The organism is Iamia sp., assembly GCF_035575815.1.
In the GTDB taxonomy this organism is placed as follows: domain Bacteria; phylum Actinomycetota; class Acidimicrobiia; order Acidimicrobiales; family Iamiaceae; genus Iamia.
The window spans coordinates 23754-39487 of sequence record NZ_DATLXO010000063.1 but is presented as its reverse complement, the minus strand read 5'-3'; the positions used below and the strand labels follow the sequence as shown (position 1 = coordinate 39487).

Genomic DNA, 15734 nt, shown 5'->3' with positions numbered 1-15734 from the left:
CTCTACATGCCCGGGGCCAACGAGCGGGCCCTCGAGAAGGCCAAGGGGCTGCCCGCCGACGCGATCATCTTCGACCTCGAGGACGCGGTCGCGCCCGACGCCAAGGCCGAGGCGCGGGATCGGGTGTGTGCCGCGGTGACCTCGGGCGCCTACGGCCACCGCGAGCTGGCGATCCGGGTCAACGGGCTCGACACCGAGTGGCACTCCGACGACGTCCGGGCCGCGGCCGAGGCCGGGCCCGCGGCGATCGTGGTGCCCAAGGTCGCCTCGGTGGCTGACGTGGCCGCCATCGAACAACGCCTCGAAGCCGCCGGCGCACCCGACCGCACCCGGATCTGGGCCATGGTCGAGACCCCGGTGGCGATGCTCCACGCCGAGGAGATCGCGGCCTGCTCAGAGCGCCTCACGGTGCTGGTGATGGGAACCAACGACCTGGCCAAGGAGCTCCACGCCGAGCACGTCGGGGGCCGTCAGCCGCTGCTGGCCGGCCTCGGCCTGTGCCTCTTGGCCGCCCGGGCCACCGGCAAGGTGATCCTCGACGGCGTGTACAACGACATCAAGGATCCCGACGGCTTCGAGGCCGAGTGCGTCCAGGGCCGCCAGATGGGGTTCGACGGCAAGACGCTCATCCACCCGAGCCAGCTGGAGCCGGCCAACCGGGTGTGGGCGCCGGCTCCCGACGCGGTCGACGACGCCCGTGCTCTCATCGCCACCTTCGACGAGGGGGTCGCCGCCGGGAAGGGCGTCGTCACCCACGGGGGCCGCATGATCGAGAACATGCACGTGGAGAACGCCCAGCGTCTCATCGCCCTGGCCGACGCCATCGCCGCGCTCGACGAGGGTTGAGCTCCCCCGCCGCGCCGCGCCCGGTCAGGACGGGGCGCGGTTTCGGTGGCCGAGGGTGGTGGCGGCCCCCCGGCCGTCGAAGAGGTATTGCGCTCCGCTCACCAGGGTGAAGCCGACGGCGATCCACAGCGCGACGTCGGCGACGGTGGGGTGGTCGACGGTGAGCGGCAGCAGGGCCAGGAACACCGCGAGCTCCTGCACCACGGTCTTGACCTTGGCCAGGGTGCGCGCCGGCACCGCCAGCCCCGAGCGGCCGAGGTGCATCCGGTACACCGAGATGGCCAGCTCGCGGGCGCTGACGATGACCACCGGCAGCCAACCGAACCGTCCGGCGGCCACGAGGGCGTAGAGCGCGCCGAGCACCAGCACCTTGTCGGCGAGGGGGTCGAGGAACGCGCCGGAACGCGTGGTGCCGTGGCGGCGGGCCAGGAACCCGTCGATGCCGTCGGTGAACCCGAGGGCGAACCACAGGCCCACGGCCAGCCAGGAGCTGGGTTCCCGCACGATCATCACCAGCAGGGCGGGTGAGAACAGGAGCCGGATGACCGTCACCGCGTTGGCCGGCGTCATCAGGGCCGACGGCCCGTAGCGGCCGTCGTCGACGAACGCCCCGTCGTGCTGATCGGTGGCTCGTGGTGGCTCGCGCGTTGCGTCCCCCATGGTCTCTGGATACTGCCACGCGTCGCGCCGTTCCACGGACATCCGACCCGCCCCGGCGGCCCGAGGTCACATCGGCCCGGAGTGGCCCGCAAGGCGTGCGTCTCCCGCTCCGCCGGACCACCGTTCTCCCGCGATCAGGAGGCGTCCACGCACCCCACCGCGCGAGAAGGGAGGCCCTGTCAGTCGGCGTCGAGGTCGGGGCCGGCGGCGCCGGTGACGGTCAGGCGCACGATGTCGCCGACCGGGAGGTGGTCGGGAACGGTGATGATCCCGTCGATCTCGGGGGCTTCGCGGTGGCTGCGCCCGACCCCGGGGGCGTCGACGAGCACATCGACGGCCTCACCGATGAGGTCGGCCCGACGGTGCTCGGTGATGGCGTCCTGGGTCTCGCGCAGCTCGGCCAGGCGCTCGGCCACCAGCGCGGCCGGAACCGCCCCGTCGAGGCCGGCGGCGTAGGTGCCCTCCTCATCGGAGTAGGAGAAGAACCCGCACCAGTCGAGCTCCACGTCGGTGACGAAGCGCAGGAGGGCGTCGTGATCCTCCTCGGTCTCGCCGGGGTAGCCGACGATGAAGTTCGAGCGCAGAGCGGCCTCGGGCTCGCGCCGCCGGATGTCGTCGATGCGGGCCCGGAACCGGTCACCGTCGCCCCAGCGTCGCATGCGCCGCATCAACGGGCGCGACACGTGCTGGAGGGAGAGGTCGAAGTAGGGCACGCCCGAGGCGCAGATGGCGTCGATCAGCCCGTCGGTGAGATCCGAGGGGTAGAGGTAGAGCAGTCGAACCCGCGCCACCCGCTCGGCCACGGCGCCCACGAGGGGAACGAGGCCCCGCTCGCCGACGCCCTGGTCCCGACCGTAGGAGGCGAGGTCCTGGGCGACCAGCACGATCTCCTGGGCCCCCAGCTGGTCGACCTCGGCCAGGATCGACTCCGGGGTCCGGCTGCGCTGCGGGCCGCGGAAGCTGGGGATGGCGCAGAAGCCACACGCCCGGTCGCAGCCCTCGGCGATCTTCACGTACGCCCACGGCGCCGAGGCCGCCGGCCGGGGCAGGTTGAGCAGGTCGAAGTCGGGCACGCCCGCCACCAGCTCACCTCCGGCGGTGCCGACCCGGGGGCGCAGCAGCACCGGCACCGACAGCGACGGAGGTGCTGCGCCGGTCGCGATCACGCCGGGGCCGAGGAGCGACTGGCCGAACCCGACGACGGCGTCGACCTCGGGCAGCTCGGCGGCCAGCTCGTCGCCGTAGCGTTCGGCCATGCAGCCGGTGACCACGAGGCGCGACCCCTCGCGGCGAACGTCGGCCAGGGCGAGGATGGTGTCGATGGACTCCTGGCGGGCCTCGTCGATGAACGCGCACGTGTTGACGACCACGACGTCGGCATCGGTGGGCTCGGAGGCCTCGATCAGCCCGTCGGCGACGAGGCGCCCGGTGAGCTTCTCCGAGTCGACCTGGTTCTTGGGGCAGCCGAGCGTCTCGACGTGGTAGGAGCGGGCGGGCACGACGAGCGATACTACCGGCGTCGTGCTCGGCGTCCCCCGGTCGGGCCGACGGCGACCGGACGAGGGACCGGGCTCACCGGGCCCGCTGCGGGGGGCCGGCGAGGCGCTCCTCGTGGACGGTGACGAGGTCGGCGCGGCCGTCGGGGTCGTGGCGGCTGCGCTCGAAGCGGACGGTCGCGGTGCGCCCGTCGAAGGTGAGGCTGGCGACGAAGTTACCGAACCACGGACCCTCGTCGAGGCGCCAGTCGACCGGCTCGTCACCGTGGGCGGCGGTGCGGCGAGCGAGGTGCCCGGCCAGTCTCCCGACCCGGGAGGACGCGAGCCGGAGCACCCGCTGGAGGTTGGCGGGCACACCGTTGCGCAGCGGCGAGCAGACCAGCTGGACCACACGAGCCGGGGCACCGCCGTCGGGCCCGCCGGAGCCGGTGGCCGCGGCCGAGGCCAGGTCGGATCCGTCGGAGGTGTCGACCTCGGCCCAGGCCAGGTAGCTGAAGTGCACGTCGCCGGAGAGGACCAGCACCGACGACGGCGGCGGGCCCTGCGCGCCGGACGCGACGGACGTGATCAGCGCGGCCAGGGCCTCGAACGAGTCACCGAAGCTGGCCCAGTGCTCGAGGTCGCCGGCCCGGCGCGCCCGCTCGGCCAGCCACCGCCCCAGCGGACCCCAGCGCCCGCCGCCGAGCGCGTCGGCCGAGCGTTCGACGTCGTGGACCCCTTCGGGCAGCAACCACGGCAACGGCGACCCGATCAGCAGGTGGTCGAGGCCGTCGCGGTCGACGCGCGCCCGGTCCTCGATCCAGGCCATCTCGTCGTCGTCGACGATGGCCCGGTCGCCCTCGGTGAGGCGCCGCGAGTTTCGGGTGTCGACCATCACCAGCCGCACCGTGGCCGAGCCCATGATGTCACGGGTGGTGCTCCACCGGTGAGCGCGAGGGTCGGAGCGATCGAGGCGCCACCCGTCGGCCAGCTCGGTGAGGAGGTCGGTCGCATCGTCGCTCCCGGCCACCGCGACCGAGACCGGATCGTCGGCCAGCGCCGACGGCGGGAGGTTCCCCCAGTGCTGGTAGATCCAGTACGACACCAGGCCGCCGGAGATGCGGTCGTCCCACCACGGCTGACGGGCGATGCGGGCGAGCCATGCGGCCGAGAGGTTCCAGTCGTCGACGATGTCGTGGTCGTCGAACACCATTGTCGACGGCACCGTCGACAGCAGCCAGCGGACGTGCGGGGTCGACCAGGTCCGGTGGTACACCTCGACGTAGCCGTCGAGGTCGGCCACCGATCTCGGTGGTGCGCCATCGGGGCCGCGGTCGGGGCGCTCGCCGTGCCCGTCGACGACGGCATCGGCGTAGATCTGGTCGCCCAGCAGGGCGAGGAGGTCCGGCCGGTCGTCGGTCTCGCCCCGGGCCAGACGGCGGGCCAGAGCGTCGAGGGCGTCGACCCCCATGCCCCGCTCGTCGGTGGTGTGGGGACCGTCCCACGGCGGCTCGTGGGGCGCGTCGATGCGACACGACCCGAACACGACCTGCACCGGGCGGGACGGATCGGCGGTGCGGATGACGCTGGGGGGCAGGTCAGCTCCGGCCTCGGGCCAGACCGCCTCGCCATCGAGCGCCACCGTGTAGGGGGTGCCCGCGGCCGGGGGTAGGTCCCGCACGACGACCAGGGCGTAGTGGCGGCCGGCCACCGCCACCGTGTGCGCCGTCCCGCGACCGGGTCCGGCGTCGACCTCCACCTCGCAGGGAGCATCGACCTCGACCCACACCGTCGCCGAGGTCCCCTCAACACAACGCAGCAGCGGTCCCAGCACCAGTCCGACCATGGGTGGCGCCCTACCCGCACACGCCCGGGGCGACCCACCTCCGCCCCGGTCGCGGTCAGCGGTCGCGGACTCGGTCGCACCGGTTCGTCACGTCGGTACCCTCCCCGACGACACCGGTGCATCGTCATGTCCGGGTGCGTGGTCGGCACGGCCACGTCGCCGTTGCCCCAGACCCGGCCGGGGAGGCGCGCGACGCCGCTCCTAGGGTGGTGGGGGTGTCAGCTGCCGAGCGATGGATCCCGTTCCGGCTGCGGGACCTGGTCGACATCCTGGCCACCGAGTCATCCGAGCCGGAGCGGTTCCGCGAGCTGCACCGCATCGTGGCCGCCGTCGTGCACCACGAGTACCGCCAGGAGCTGGAGCGGCTGAAGGACGCCTACGCGCCGTTCAACCCCGACGCCGATCACCGGGTGATCCGCACCTGGAGCGATGACGAGCGCACCGAGTGCCAGCGGGTGCTGGTGGCCGCGCTCACAGACCTGGTCGAGGCGGCCAACTACGAGGCCGTCGGTCGCGAGGTGCTGGGCGGCGCCGTCGAGGGCGAGTCGCTGCTCAAGCTCCGCCTGCACGTCGACCTCGACGACTTCGACGAGATCCTCTTCTTCCGTCGGGGCCTGTCGAGGCGCACCGAAGAGGTGAGCCACCTCTTCGGGCTGAGGCACAAGCCGGTCGAGTTCACCAACTGCGCCCGGATTCTCATCTACCTGAAGTTCCGCGACGCCGAGCACTTCGAGGCCGCCGGGCGCCGTGACCTTCCGTTCGAGCCCGGTTCCACCATCATCAAGCTCTTCCAGGACGTGCCGCGGGCCGACCTGGAGATGCTGCTGCCCAACACCGAGGTGCGGATGCGCACCACCGACAAGCTCGTCATCGGGGTCCCGGCCCTGCTGAGCGGGCTGGTGGTCCTCGTCACCAAGGTGGCGTCGTCGCTCGGCCTGCTGGTGCTGCTGGTGCTGTTCTGGGTCGGCGTGCGCGACGACGAGGTGGACATCGGCCAGACCCAGCTCGCCGCCATCGCCCTGGGCCTCGGGTCGCTCCTCGCCTTCGGTTGGCGCCAGTGGACCAAGTTCAAGAACCGGCGCATCCAGTTCATGAAGACGTTGTCCGAGAACCTCTACTTCCGGAACCTCGACAACGACGTGGGCGTCTTCCACCACCTGCTCGACGCCGCCGCCGAGGAGGAGATCAAGGAGATACTGCTCGCCCTGCACTTCTTGACCGACGGACCCGAGACCGCCGACGGCCTCGACGAACGGATCGAGGCGTGGTCGGCCGAGCACCTGGACTGCGTCTTCGACTTCGATGTGCGAGACGCCCTCGACAAGCTGGGCGACCTTGGCCTCATCGAGGTGCGCGACGACGAGCACCACGCCGTGTCGCTCGACGAGGCCCGGCGCCGCCTCGACCAGCGCTGGGACGCGTACTTCGCCGCCCCCGCCCTCCCGCGCTGAGCGGTCGCGCCACTCGGGAGCGGCGTCGCCCGGTGCGTCATCACCGGCTGCGTCGTCACCCGGTGCGTCGTCGCCCGGTGCCATACGGTGACCGGCGTGCAACACGCCCTCTACGTCGCGCCCTTCGCGGAGCTGAGCGATCCGGCCCGGATGATCGACCTCGCCGAAGCCGCCGAGGGTGGCGGGTGGGACGGCCTGTTCCTCTGGGACCACGTGCACCGCGACCCGGGCGAGGTCCGCGACATCGCCGATGTGTGGACCATGCTGGCCGCCGTTGCGGTGCGGTCCTGGCGGCTGCGGCTGGGCCCCATGGTCACGCCCATCTCCCGGCGGCGCATCGCCCCCCTGGTCCGCCAGACCGTCACCCTCGACCACCTGAGCGCCGGGCGCCTCGTCGTCGGCCTCGGCCTCGGGGTCGACACCGCCGGTGAGCTGACCCGATTCGGCGAGGTGGTCGACCCCGTCGCCCGGGGCGCCATCCTCGACGAGGGCGCCGACCTGCTGGCCCGAGCCTGGAGTGGCCAGCACGTCTCGCACCGCGGGCCCAACTTCACCGTCGACGGCGTCACCTTCTCCCCCACCCCGCTCCAGGCGCCCCGGATCCCCCTGTGGTTCGCCGCCCGCGATCGCGCCCTGCGCCCGGTGCGGCGCGCAGCGCGCTACGACGGCATGTTCATCATCGAGGTCGACGTCACTCTGCTGCAGCGCGCCCTCGACGAGGTGGTCGCCGTGCGGGGGTCCCTCGATGGCTTCGACGTGGCCGTCCGGGTGTCGCCCTTCGACGATCCGGCCCTGCTCGACGTGCCCGGCGTGACGTGGGCGTTGCACTCCTACCCGCCCGACGCGGAGGCCGCATGGGTCCTCGCCGACGCCGCTGCGGGCCCGCCCCGCTGACGCGATCCCGAGCAGCAGGGTCCGGCGCTGTGGGGTCCGGTGGGCGAGTCGGCGCAGGGGTGCGGGCTCATCGAACGCGCGGCTCCGCCGCCGGAACCCCACGACGCAGGCGCTGGGCTCCTGCGCCTCAAGGACGTCCTGGCGACCGGGCGCCTCCGCCTGGAGTGACCAGGCGACCTCAGAAGGCGTCGTCAGACGGCTTCGGGGCCGAGCCGTCGGCACTGGGAGCCATGTCGCCGCTGCCGCTGCTGCTGGCGCCGGGGGCGCCTTCGAGCTCGGCGACGGTCATCAGCACGTCGCGGGCCTTCGACCCGATCGACGGGCCGACCACCCCCCGCTGCTCGAGGAGGTCCATGATGCGCCCGGCCCGGGCGAAGCCGACCTTGAGCTTGCGCTGCAACATGGAGGTCGACCCCAGCTGGCTCCGGACCACCAGCTCGGTGGCCTGGAGCAGCAGCTCGTCGTCATCGTCGCCGCCGCCACCAGAGCTCGCCGAGGAGCCGCGAGCCGAGGACCCGCCGGCCTCGTCGGAGCCGAGCACCGTCTCGTCGTAGCTGACCTCGGGTGACTGGCGGCGCCAGTGGGCGACGACCTGGCGGACCTCCTCCTCGGTGACCCACGAGCCCTGCACCCGGTGCGCCACGCTGGAAGATGGCCCCATGAGCAACATGTCGCCCTTGCCCAGCAGCCGCTCGGCGCCCTGCTGGTCGAGGATGACCCGGCTGTCGGTGCTGCTGGAGACGGCGAAGGCCCAGCGACTCGGCACGTTGGCCTTGATCAGGCCGGTGATCACGTTGACCGACGGGCGCTGGGTGGCGATGACCAGGTGGATGCCCACAGCGCGGGCCTTCTGGGCGATGCGGGTGATGGACTCCTCCACGTCGCGAGCCGCGACCATCATGAGGTCGGCCAGCTCGTCGATCACGACGAGGATGAACGGGAGACGGGGGTAGGTCGGGTCCGACGGCTTCTCGGGCTGGAGCATGCCCTTGTCGTGGGCCGCGTTGTAGCCGGTGATGTCGCGGAAGCCGACATCCGCGAGCAGGTCGTAGCGCCGCTCCATCTCTCGCACCGCCCAGGCCAGGGCGTTGGCCGCCTTCTTGGGGTCGGTGACGACCTCGGTGAGCAGGTGGGGCAGCCGGTTGTACTGGCCCATCTCGACCTGCTTGGGGTCGACGAGGATCATCCGCACCTGGTCGGGTGTGGCCCGCATCAGCACCGAGGTGAGCAACGAGTTGATGCACGACGACTTGCCGGCACCGGTCGCGCCGGCGATGAGGACGTGGGGCATCGCCGCCAGCGCGGCCATGACCGCCTTGCCGTCGATGTCGCGCCCGACGGCGACCTCGAGGGGATGGGTGGCGGCCCGGGCCTCGGGGCTGGCCAGGATGTCGCCCACGGTGACCAGCTGCTTGCTGGCGTTGGGGATCTCGACGCCGATGGCCTGCTTGCCGGGGATGGGCGCGAGGATGCGGACATCGGGCGTGGCCATGGCGTAGGCGATGTCGCGGTGGAGGCTGGTGACCCGGGCGACCTTGACGCCGGGGCCGAGCTCGAGCTCGTAGCGGGTGACGGTGGGGCCGACGGTCATGCCGACGAGGCGGGTCTCGACGCTGTGCTCGGCCAGGGCGTGGGCCAGGTGGCGTCCGACGTCCTCGACGGCCTTGCGGTCGACGGCCTGGGCCCCGACCCGGGTGAGCACCTTGGCCGACGGCAGCTTCCACGCCGAGGGCGAGGCGCCGGGTCCGAGGTCGATCTCGAGCTGCTCGGGCTCGGCGGCCGGCTCTGGCGGCAGGCGCCGACGCCGCCGGGGCGCGGCAGCCGCTTCCATCTCCGCCTCGAAGTCGTAGATGCCCCCGTTCCCGTCGGCGGCCCCGTCGGTGAGGTCGACGGCGCCACCGGCGGAGAACGCGGGGCCGTCGCCGCCACCGTCGGCCTCGCGGGTCTCGCGCTCGAGGTGGAACAGGGAGCCGAAGGCACGCTTGGCGCTGGTGGCGGCGGGCCGGGCCCCGGCGGCCACCCCGGTGGCAACAGTGCGCGATGCGACGCGAAGGGTGAGATCGGCGACGAGGACGCCGCCGGCGATGGTCAGGGCGGCGAGCACGGCGAGAGCCCCCCCGGTGGCGACGAGATCCTGAAGGGGCTCGCCCACCGACGCCCCGAGGAACCCGGCGGCCTCGACGAGGTCGTCGCCGGACGCGTCGAGAGAGGGTGCGCCCCGGCCCAGGTGCAGGAGGCCCAACCCGGCGACGACCAGCAGGACGCTGCCCAGGGCCCGGCGGGCGGGGCCGTGGGCGGCGAGGGGGATCTCGCCGGTCTCGGGGTCGGGCACGGGCCCGGGCGCGGTACGGCCTCGGATGAGCAGGGCGCCGACACCCAGCAGGGCCGGGGGCGCGAGGATGCGGGCGCCTCCGACGAGGAGGCCGATGCCGCGAGCCACACCCCGGCCGAGCGGTCCGCCGAGATCACCTCCGTAGACACCGAGGGCGGCGATGATGGCCAGGAGGATCAACACGAGACCGGCCAGATCGGCGCGGTGGCCCGCGGTGGCCCGCGACGTGGCCTTGGCCATCCGCACCAGCGTGGTGTCGCCGATGGGCCCCCGACCGGCGGGAGCCCGGCCCCGGGCGGTGGTGCTCGAGCGCGTCGAGGCGCCCTTGCCCTTGGCGGTGGCCTTGCGCTTCCCCTTGGTCGGCGGCTTGCCTCCCGCGCCGGGGCCGCGCCCCGAGGACGCAGCGCGGGAGCGGGACGATCCGGAGCCTCCGGACCCGCCCCGACCCGCCGAGCGGGGGCTACGGCTGGTGGCGGTCACAGTGCCGTGACGCTACCAGCGACCGCCCACCGTGGGGCGGACACCCGCGCGCCCGGTGGCTACCTGACCGCTCCGACGCGTCGGGCCCGGCGGGCCACTCCCGGCCACGAGCTTCGATGATGGGTAACCGGCATCGCCGAGGTGGTGGTGCCCGGTGGCCTTGTCGGATCGTGTGGGGGGTTCGTGTCCGACTGGTTCAGTGCCTGTCGAGGACGTGGATGGTGATGTCCATCTCGGTGGCGATCGTGGTCAGGGAGCGGCCGACGTTGCGGTCGAGTCCGAACCAGAGGTGGTGGCCGTGGGTCAGTCCGGCGCCGAGGGTTTCGGCGATCAGCACCACACCTCGGCCAGCACCCCGTCGGTGGGCCGACGCCCGCGACGGTCCGCAGGTCCTTCACTGCTCGATCCCCCTCTCGCCCGCGGGGATGCGCATCGAGGAGACCTGGGACAGCCTCGGGTTGCGGGACACGGGCTCGCACACCGTCGTGCTCGATGACAGCCGGACCTGTGTGCTCGAGCGGCTGCACCGCGACGCCGTGGGAGCCATGTTCCACCCCTGCCCCCAGCCAAGCAGGCGCGCTTCACCGGGCGCGTCGCGCTCGGCATGTCGCCCGTCGGCTGAGCTCACCAGGGGCGGCACTGTCGTCCCGCCCCGCGACGGGGCCGGCCAGATCGGGGGGCCCGCACCACGCGGTGACCGACGGGTGATGGTCGCCAGCCAGTCGCCCCGAGGCCCACATCCGAGGCTCGGGCCACAGCCCGCCGCCACAGCCGAGGCCCGAAGGCGCCGGGCCACGTCTTCCGCTGATCCACGAGCGCGACCCACGGCGTGCCCTCGCTCTGCGCCCAGGCCGAGCCACCTGCACATGACCCGCGGCGACGACGTCGCCGGATCAGCCGGAAGATGACGGCACTCCGCGCCTGCGCTCAGGCAGGCGGCCCGCGAGATCCGTCGGGTCCGAGGACGCCCGCGAGCCACGAGCTGCGTACGCCCGTGAACCCCGGTGGCACACATCCGTACGACGTTCAGGCGCTCAGGCCTCAAGGACGACCGGGACGATCATGGGGCGACGGCGGGTGCGGTCGCTCACGAACTTGCCGGTGACCCGGCGCACGATGCGGCCCAGGGCCTCGACGTCGGACTTCTGCCCGCCCGACAGCGCCCGCTTCACCTCGTCGGTGATCAGCAGGCGGCACTCGTCGAGCATGTCCTCGGCCTCTGAGGCATGGACCCACCCGCGGGTGATGATCTCGGGGCCGAGCAACATCGATGCCGAATCAGAGTCGACGGTGAGGATCACGACGACGACGCCCTCCTCGGCGAGCACCTTGCGGTCGCGCAGCACGCCGTGTCCGATGTCGCCGACGCCCGAACCGTCGACGTAGAGGTAGCTGGCCGGCACCCGGCCGACCTTCTTGACGCCCTTGTCGGAGATCTCCACGCGGTCGCCGTCCTCGCAGACGATCGCCTTGTCCTTCTTCACGCCCATCTGGCGGGCCAGCCCGGCGTGGGCCGTGAGGTGGCGGAACTCGCCGTGGACGGGGATGAACCACTCGGGCTTGGCGATCGAGAGGAGCGTCTTGAGCTCGTCGGCCTTGGCGTGACCGGTGGCGTGCACGTCCTCGATGCCCGAGTGCACGACCTGCACGCCGAGGCGCACGAGCCCGTCGATCACCTTGGACACGTTCATCTCGTTGCCGGGGATCGGGTGCGAGCTGAGGATCACCGTGTCGCTGGCGTCGAGGTCGATGAACTTCGACTCCTTGGCCGCCATCTTGGCCAGCGCCGACATGGGCTCGCCCTGGGAACCGGTCGAGATGACGCACACCTTGCCGGGGTCCGTGTCCCTCACGTCCTCGATGTCGCGCAGGTGCGAGTCGGGGATGGTCAAGAGACCCATCTCGCGGGCCAGGCGCACGTTCTTGCGCATCGACATGCCGAGGGTGGCCACCACCCGGTCGAAGGCGATGGCGGCGTCGGCCACCTGCTGCACCCGGTGGATGTGGCTGGCGAAGCAGGTCGTGATGATGCGCCGGCCCTCGTGGGCGTGGAACAGGTCGTAGAGGACCTTGCCGACGGTGGTCTCGCTGCGGGAGTGGCCGTGCTGATCTGCGTTGGTGGAGTCCGAGAGCAGCAGGCGGATGCCCTCGTCCTCGGCGATGGCCCCGATGGCGGCCAGGTCGGTGAGGCGGCCGTCGACCGGCGTGAGGTCGAGCTTCCAGTCGCCGGAGTGGACGATGGTGCCCTGCGGCGTGTGGATGGCGGTCGAGAAGCCGTGGGGCACCGAGTGGGTGACGGGGATGAACTCGCAGTCGAAGGGGCCGAACGTGCGGCGCTCACGGTCCTTGACGACGATCATCTCGGTGCGGTCGAGGAGGCCGGCCTCCTCGATGCGGTTCCGGGCCAGGGCCAGCGACAGGGCCGAGCCGATGAGGGGGAACGACAGGTCCCGGAGCAGGAACGACAGGGCGCCGTGGTGGTCCTCGTGGCCGTGGGTGACGATGCACCCCTCGATGCGGTCCGCGTTCTCCTTCAGCCAGGTGAAGTCGGGCAGCACCAGGTCGACCCCGAGCATGTCGGCGTCGGGGAACATCAGCCCACAGTCGATGAGCAGGATCCGGCCCTCGTACTCGACCGCCGCGCAGTTGCGCCCGATCTCACCGAGCCCTCCGAGGAACGTGACGTGGACGGAAGGGCGTGGGGTCATCACCACCCGACACTAGGGGCCGCGGTGCACGCCCCCCTGCGTCTGGTCACCGACGATGTCGGCCGCCGTTCTCGTCGCCGGCATCGGTGGCCGCGCCCGGGTCGGCCGCGGGTAGGGTCCGCAGCTGTGCCGTCTGGGTGCCGCGCCGGCCCGGAGGAGACCCCCTTGGCGACCGATGGCCAGCTGCTCGCCACGCCGTGATCGTTCGTCGTGTCCGCGGGCTGGGGGGCAAGCTCTGGCGTGGAGGGCGGCCGACCGATGGCGCCCTGGCCACCCTCCCGTTGCTGCTCCTCGTCGCCATGGCCTGGGATCAGCGGTGGATGTCCGACGACGGTTTCATCAACCTGCGGGTCGTCTCGCAGGTCGTGGCGGGCAACGGACCGGTCTTCAACTCGGGTGAGCGGGTCGAGGTGGCGACCAGCCCGGCCTGGATCGCGGTGCTCTCGGGGGCGGATGCGGCGCTGCCGCTCCGCCTCGAGTGGATCGCCGTGCTCCTCGGGATCGCCCTCACCCTCACCGGGCTGGGACTCTCGATCGCCGCCGCCGCGGAGCTGTGGCGTCGCCCGGCCGACGGTGTTCCGCTGGTCCCAGTGGGTGCCCTGTGCCTGGCTGTGCTGCCTCCGGTGTGGGACTACGCGAGCTCGGGCCTCGAGGGCGGGTTGGCCTGGGCCTGGCTCGGGGCCTCCTTCTTCGCCTTGGTGCGCTGGTCGCGGTCACCCGTCGAACGGGTGGCGCCGTGGACGGCGGTGCTCGTTGGGATCGGCCCGCTGATCCGCCCCGACTACGCGATCTTCACCCTGGTCTTCGTCGTCGCCGTGAGCGCCGGAGAGGTCGGAAGGTGGAGGGCCCGGGTCCGGCCGTTCTGGCTTGCCGCGGTGGTGCCGGTCACCTTCCAGCTGTTTCGCATGGGGTACTACGGGGCCCTCACGCCCAACACGTACTTCGCCAAGGAGGGGGGTGAGCCCCGGTGGGACCAGGGCTGGGCCTACCTGGGGGACTTCGTCGGCACATACTGGGTCTGGATCCCCGTGGCGGCGCTCGGGCTCGGCGGAGTGGTCCCGCTCGTGGCCGGGCTCCGGCAGAGCGGTGAGCGACGGGGTGCGCTGGTGGCTGCGGCCCTGCCGGTGTCGGGGATCCTGGCCTGTCTCGCCATCGTGCGGTTCGGCGGGGACTTCATGCACGCCCGGCTGTTCCTTCCGCCGCTGCTCGCCGTGATCGCACCCGCCGCCGTGGTGCCTGTCCGGCGGGCCCAGGTGGTGGTCCTGGCCGCCCTCGTGTGGGCGCTGGTCTGTCTCGTCGCCCTCCGGCCGCCTCCCCTGACGGCGGAGCGGTTGAGTCGGGTGCACGACAATCGCGCCGCGTCTCTCTTCTACGCTCAGCATCCCCATCCGGTGACCATCGAGGACTGGGGCTACGACCCGGGCGGTCCTCGCCACATCCGTCTGGACCCCACCCACCGCCTCTACGAGGGGTCCCGGCCGCTCGAGCTCGGCGGGGAGCCGGTGCCTCTGGCTCCCGGCTCCCCGCCGGTCGTCGTGTTGGCCTACGGCGTGGGGGCTGTCAGCTACTCCCTCGACACCGATGCGTACGTCGCCGATCTGCTCGGGCTGGGCGACGTCCTCACGGCCCGCCTCGACCTCGACGCTCGTGGTCGCCCCGGTCACGAGAAGGCGCTGCCGCCCGCCTGGGTGTGGGCTCGGTACATCGATCCCGATCTGGCCCCCGATCCCTCGCTCATAGAGGCGCCCGCCGTCATCCGGGCCGACGCGCCGACCCTTGCGTCCGTCGATGACGCCGAGCTGGCTCGTGACGTCGCGATCGCGCGGGCGGTGTTGGGGTGTCAGCCCCTTGCCCGTCTCGAGGACACCGCGACCGAGCCCTTGACCGCCGGTCGCGTCGTCGACAACGCCGTCGCCGCCGTCACGCTGTTCCCCTTGCGAATCTCCCCGGACCCCTCGGCGGCGCAAGCCGAGCTGTGTTGAGGCACCGCCGGAAGACCGCAAGAGCTCGTACGGGAGGGCGCAACGGTCGCGCGCCTGCGGCCCGGGCCCGGGTCACGTCGCGGTCAGACGAGCCCGATCTCGGCGGCGACGGCGGCGGCTCGGTCCGCGGTGCCCGCCGGTGCGGGGCCGAGGGGCAGCCGGCACTCGCCCACGGGGACACCGAGCTCGGCCATCATCACCTTGACCGCCTGAGAGAACACGCAGTCGTCGGTGTTCATGTAGGCATACGAGGGCAGGAGCCGGGCGTTGATGCGCCGCGCCGTCGCCACGTCGCCGGCCTCAAAGGCGGTGACCATCTCGGCCTGGAGCGCCGCCGTCCAGTGGCTGGACACCCCGACGACGCCCACGGCGCCGTAGGCGAGGAAGCCGAGGGTCAGGGGCTCGTCGCCGCTGTAGACCTCGAAGTCATCAGGGGTCTCGGCGACCACGCGGGCGGTGGCCGCCGGGTCGCCGCCGGCGTCCTTCAGGGCGACGATGGTGGGCACCTCCCGGGCGAGGGTGACGATGGTGTCGGTGGCGATCTTGCGCCCGGTGCGCCCGGGGACGTCGTACAGCATGACCGGCAGGTCCGACGCGGCGGCCACGGCCCGGAAGTGAGCGGCCAGACCGGCCTGGGACGGCTTGTTGTAGTACGGCGTCACGGCCAGGACGGCGTCGACTCCGACCTCGGCTGCGGCCCGGGTCATGGCCACGCTGTGGGCGGTGTCGTTGGTGGTGGCGCCGGCGATGAGCGGCACGTCGACCGCGGCGCGCACCGAACCGAAGAGCTCGATGCGCTCGTCGTCGGTCAGCACCGGGCTCTCGCCGGTGGTGCCGGCGACGACGAGGCCGTCGTTGCCGTGGGCGACGAGCCACCGGGCCAGGTCCGCCGCGCCCTTGGCATCGAGCTCACCCTCGGGGGTGAACGGGGTGGCCATGGCGGTGATCACCCGCCCGAAGCGGGCCATCAACGACGTGGGAAGGCAGAGAACATCAGGGTGACCCTACCTGTCGATGTCGGCCCGGCGATGCGCTGATCGCCGGGCGGGCGCCCGGGGCG

At 72.5% G+C, this 15734-nt stretch carries 11 protein-coding genes; 4 read left to right on the top strand and 7 right to left on the bottom strand.

Going from position 1 to position 15734, the window contains the following annotated elements; all coding sequences use genetic code 11:
* Positions 1 to 6 precede the first annotated feature (6 nt).
* The gene (locus VNL12_RS06475; protein WP_414654856.1) at positions 7 to 846 is read left to right on the top strand and encodes an HpcH/HpaI aldolase/citrate lyase family protein; all 840 of its coding nucleotides are present in this window, start codon (positions 7 to 9) and stop codon (positions 844 to 846) included.
* Positions 847 to 870: 24 nt separating this feature from the next.
* Here the strand turns inward: VNL12_RS06475 and pgsA are convergent, their stop codons facing one another.
* The 3 genes from pgsA to VNL12_RS06460 all read right to left on the bottom strand — a co-directional run bounded on the left by pgsA (position 871) and on the right by VNL12_RS06460 (position 4827).
* Complete coding sequence (gene pgsA, locus VNL12_RS06470) at positions 871 to 1506, bottom strand: CDP-diacylglycerol--glycerol-3-phosphate 3-phosphatidyltransferase (protein ID WP_325592707.1); 636 nt, start codon at positions 1504 to 1506, stop codon at positions 871 to 873.
* Between the two features lie 179 nt (positions 1507 to 1685).
* A complete protein-coding gene (rimO, locus tag VNL12_RS06465; RefSeq protein ID WP_325592705.1) occupies positions 1686 to 3005 on the bottom strand; it encodes a 30S ribosomal protein S12 methylthiotransferase RimO in 1320 nt (439 codons plus the stop codon).
* Between the two features lie 73 nt (positions 3006 to 3078).
* The gene (locus VNL12_RS06460) at positions 3079 to 4827 is read right to left on the bottom strand and encodes an alkaline phosphatase D family protein (protein WP_325592702.1); all 1749 of its coding nucleotides are present in this window, start codon (positions 4825 to 4827) and stop codon (positions 3079 to 3081) included.
* 215 nt (positions 4828 to 5042) lie between these two features.
* Here VNL12_RS06460 and VNL12_RS06455 point away from each other — a divergent pair, with 215 nt between their 5' ends.
* Positions 5043 to 6278, top strand: coding sequence for a TMEM143 family protein (locus VNL12_RS06455; RefSeq protein WP_325592700.1), 1236 nt, complete (start codon positions 5043 to 5045; stop codon positions 6276 to 6278).
* A 96-nt stretch (positions 6279 to 6374) separates the two neighbouring features.
* Positions 6375 to 7172: an LLM class flavin-dependent oxidoreductase gene (locus VNL12_RS06450; protein WP_325592698.1), complete on the top strand. Its 798-nt coding sequence runs from the start codon at positions 6375 to 6377 to the stop codon at positions 7170 to 7172.
* A gap of 178 nt (positions 7173 to 7350) precedes the next feature.
* Here the strand turns inward: VNL12_RS06450 and VNL12_RS06445 are convergent, their stop codons facing one another.
* The 3 genes from VNL12_RS06445 to VNL12_RS06435 all read right to left on the bottom strand — a co-directional run bounded on the left by VNL12_RS06445 (position 7351) and on the right by VNL12_RS06435 (position 12692).
* Positions 7351 to 9984, bottom strand: a complete 2634-nt coding sequence (locus tag VNL12_RS06445; protein WP_325592696.1) for a DNA translocase FtsK — start codon at positions 9982 to 9984, stop codon at positions 7351 to 7353.
* Positions 9985 to 10180: 196 nt separating this feature from the next.
* Positions 10181 to 10321 carry a hypothetical protein gene (locus VNL12_RS06440; protein WP_325592694.1) on the bottom strand — a complete coding sequence of 47 codons (141 nt, stop codon included), beginning with the start codon at positions 10319 to 10321 and terminating at the stop codon, positions 10181 to 10183.
* A gap of 697 nt (positions 10322 to 11018) precedes the next feature.
* Positions 11019 to 12692, bottom strand: coding sequence for a ribonuclease J (locus VNL12_RS06435; RefSeq protein WP_325592692.1), 1674 nt, complete (start codon positions 12690 to 12692; stop codon positions 11019 to 11021).
* A 197-nt stretch (positions 12693 to 12889) separates the two neighbouring features.
* Between VNL12_RS06435 and VNL12_RS06430 the strand changes: the two genes are divergently transcribed.
* Complete coding sequence (locus VNL12_RS06430; RefSeq protein ID WP_325592690.1) at positions 12890 to 14674, top strand: hypothetical protein; 1785 nt, start codon at positions 12890 to 12892, stop codon at positions 14672 to 14674.
* 83 nt (positions 14675 to 14757) lie between these two features.
* Here VNL12_RS06430 and dapA read toward each other — a convergent pair whose 3' ends face one another.
* Positions 14758 to 15642, bottom strand: coding sequence for a 4-hydroxy-tetrahydrodipicolinate synthase (gene dapA / locus VNL12_RS06425; RefSeq protein ID WP_325592688.1), 885 nt, complete (start codon positions 15640 to 15642; stop codon positions 14758 to 14760).
* Between the last annotated feature and the right edge of the window lie 92 nt (positions 15643 to 15734).

What these genes read in the sequence shown, in the direction of transcription:
- VNL12_RS06460 (WP_325592702.1), bottom strand. Translation starts at nt 4,827, where the DNA reads ATGGTCGGACTGGTGCTGGGACCGCTGCTGCGTTGTGTTGAGGGGACC.
- VNL12_RS06435 (WP_325592692.1), bottom strand. Translation starts at nt 12,692, where the DNA reads ATGACCCCACGCCCTTCCGTCCACGTCACGTTCCTCGGAGGGCTCGGT.
- VNL12_RS06475 (WP_414654856.1), top strand. Translation starts at nt 7, where the DNA reads ATGCCCGGGGCCAACGAGCGGGCCCTCGAGAAGGCCAAGGGGCTGCCC.
- pgsA (WP_325592707.1), bottom strand. Translation starts at nt 1,506, where the DNA reads ATGGGGGACGCAACGCGCGAGCCACCACGAGCCACCGATCAGCACGAC.
- dapA (WP_325592688.1), bottom strand. Translation starts at nt 15,642, where the DNA reads ATGGCCCGCTTCGGGCGGGTGATCACCGCCATGGCCACCCCGTTCACC.